The 2,500-nt window shown below is 52.3% G+C and carries 2 tRNA genes and 2 rRNA genes (1 of these 4 cut by a window edge); all 4 read left to right on the forward strand.

Going from position 1 to position 2,500, the window contains the following annotated elements:
• Positions 1 to 1,065: ribosomal RNA gene (locus tag J4E06_RS18345) — 16S ribosomal RNA — on the forward strand; the annotation flags it as partial.
• 103 nt (positions 1,066 to 1,168) lie between these two features.
• A tRNA-Ile gene (locus J4E06_RS18350) sits at positions 1,169 to 1,242 on the forward strand.
• Between the two features lie 198 nt (positions 1,243 to 1,440).
• Positions 1,441 to 1,514: transfer RNA gene (locus J4E06_RS18355), tRNA-Ala, on the forward strand.
• 201 nt (positions 1,515 to 1,715) lie between these two features.
• Positions 1,716 to 2,500: ribosomal RNA gene (locus J4E06_RS18360) — 23S ribosomal RNA — on the forward strand (it continues 2,042 nt past the right edge of the window).

Raw genomic sequence — 2,500 nt, forward strand, 5'->3', positions numbered from 1 at the left:
CCTACGTGTAGGTGTCTGACGGTACCGTAAGAATAAGGACCGGCTAACTCCGTGCCAGCAGCCGCGGTAATACGGAGGGTCCGAGCGTTATCCGGAATCATTGGGTTTAAAGGGTCCGTAGGCGGGCCTGTAAGTCAGGGGTGAAAGTTTGTGGCTCAACCATAAAATTGCCTTTGATACTGCAGGTCTTGAGTCATGGTGGGGTCGCCGGAACATGTGGTGTAGCGGTGAAATGCATAGATATCACATAGAACACCGATCGCGAAGGCAGGTGACCAACCATGTACTGACGCTGATGGACGAAAGCGTGGGTAGCGAACGGGATTAGATACCCCGGTAGTCCACGCCGTAAACGATGGATACTAGCTGTGGGGACTTCGGTCTCCGTGGCCAAGCGAAAGTGATAAGTATCCCACCTGGGGAGTACGTTCGCAAGAATGAAACTCAAAGGAATTGACGGGGGCCCGCACAAGCGGTGGAGCATGTGGTTTAATTCGATGATACGCGAGGAACCTTACCAGGGCTTAAATGCAGGCTGCATGGGGTGGAGACACCCCTTTCTTCGGACTGCCTGCAAGGTGCTGCATGGTTGTCGTCAGCTCGTGCCGTGAGGTGTCAGGTTAAGTCCTATAACGAGCGCAACCCCTACCGTTAGTTGCCAGCATGTAAAGATGGGGACTCTAGCGGGACTGCCGGTGCAAACCGTGAGGAAGGTGGGGACGACGTCAAATCATCACGGCCCTTACGTCCTGGGCTACACACGTGCTACAATGGCCGGTACAGAGGGAAGCCACCCCGCAAGGGGGCGCGGATCTACAAAACCGGTCACAGTTCGGATCGGGGTCTGCAACTCGACCCCGTGAAGCTGGAATCGCTAGTAATCGGATATCAGCCATGATCCGGTGAATACGTTCCCGGGCCTTGTACACACCGCCCGTCAAGCCATGGAAGCCGGGAGTGCCTGAAGTCCGTCACCGAGAGGAGCGGCCTAGGGCAAAATCGGTAACTAGGGCTAAGTCGTAACAAGGTAGCCGTACCGGAAGGTGCGGCTGGAACACCTCCTTTCTAGAGAAAGAGATGTCCGGAAGATCCTTGTCCCGCACGAGATGGTTTTATCTCTGCGCTGTCGTTTATGATATGTTACAGATACTGGCAATAAGGCCAAGACAGTCTCATAGCTCAGCTGGTTAGAGCGCTACACTGATAATGTAGAGGTCGGCAGTTCGAGTCTGCCTGAGACTACAAGTCGAAAGGCGGGACGAGAAGCCTGTGCTGAGCGCAGTCGAAGCAAGTCTGCCCGGGACTACAGGGCAAGCAAAGCTTGCGGTTCAAGGTTCAAAATTTTGCAACGTTCATTGAGAAAAAGTATTGGAAATTTTAGAAGTTGAGTTACAGGGTTATTACTCATAACTCCTAACTAATAACTCATAACTGAAAAATGGGGGATTAGCTCAGCTGGCTAGAGCGCCTGCCTTGCACGCAGGAGGTCATCGGTTCGACTCCGATATTCTCCACGATACAATCGGCAATGTTCAATAGGCAACAAGCAATTATAAATTGTGGATTGTTGACTGAAAATTGTTGACTGTAAAAAGTTCATTGACATATTGGGACGGAGCGATACGGTTATGCCGTGATTGCGAAGTCAAAGAAGAAACACGAAGTAGAATAGAACATTAAGGATTACGAGAGGGCATTTGTACTTAGGTACAGGTGCGACAAGCAAAAGAAGGGCGTATGGGGAATGCCTAGGCTCTCAGAGGCGACGAAGGACGTGATAAGCTGCGAAAATCCGCGGGGAGCTGCACATGAGCATTGATCCGCGGGTGTCCGAATGGGGCAACCCGGCTGGTTGAAGGCCAGTCACACCGCAAGGTGGGCGAACCCGCTGAACTGAAACATCTAAGTAGGCGGAGGAAGAGAAAACAAGAGTGATTCCGAGAGTAGCGGCGAGCGAAATCGGACTGGCCCAAACCGTTGTTGTTTCGGCAATGACGGGGTTGTAGGACCACAATGTTCTTTGCGCGACGAACCGGAAGCAGTTGGAAAGCTGCACGATATGGGTGACAGTCCCGTACGGGCAAGGAGCGTTAAAGATAGTGGTATCCTGAGTAGCGCGGGGCACGTGAAACCCTGTGTGAATCCGGCGGGACCATCCGCCAAGGCTAAATACTCCTGGGAGACCGATAGTGAACCAGTACCGTGAGGGAAAGGTGAAAAGAACCGTGAACAACGGAGTGAAATAGACCCTGAAACCATACGCCTACAAGCGGTCGGAGCCAGTTTACTGGTGACGGCGTGCCTTTTGCATAATGAGCCTACGAGTTACTTTTACCGGCAAGGTTAAGCACTTATGGTGCGCAGCCGTAGCGAAAGCGAGTCTGAACAGGGCGTTTTAGTCGGTAGTAGTAGACGCGAAACCGTGCGATCTACCCATGGGCAGGTTGAAGCTGTGGTAACACATAGTGGAGGACCGAACCCGTTGACGTTGAAAAGTCTT

It is taken from the genome of Allomuricauda sp. NFXS6 (genome assembly GCF_040148835.1).
Taxonomy (GTDB): Bacteria; Bacteroidota; Bacteroidia; order Flavobacteriales; family Flavobacteriaceae; genus Flagellimonas.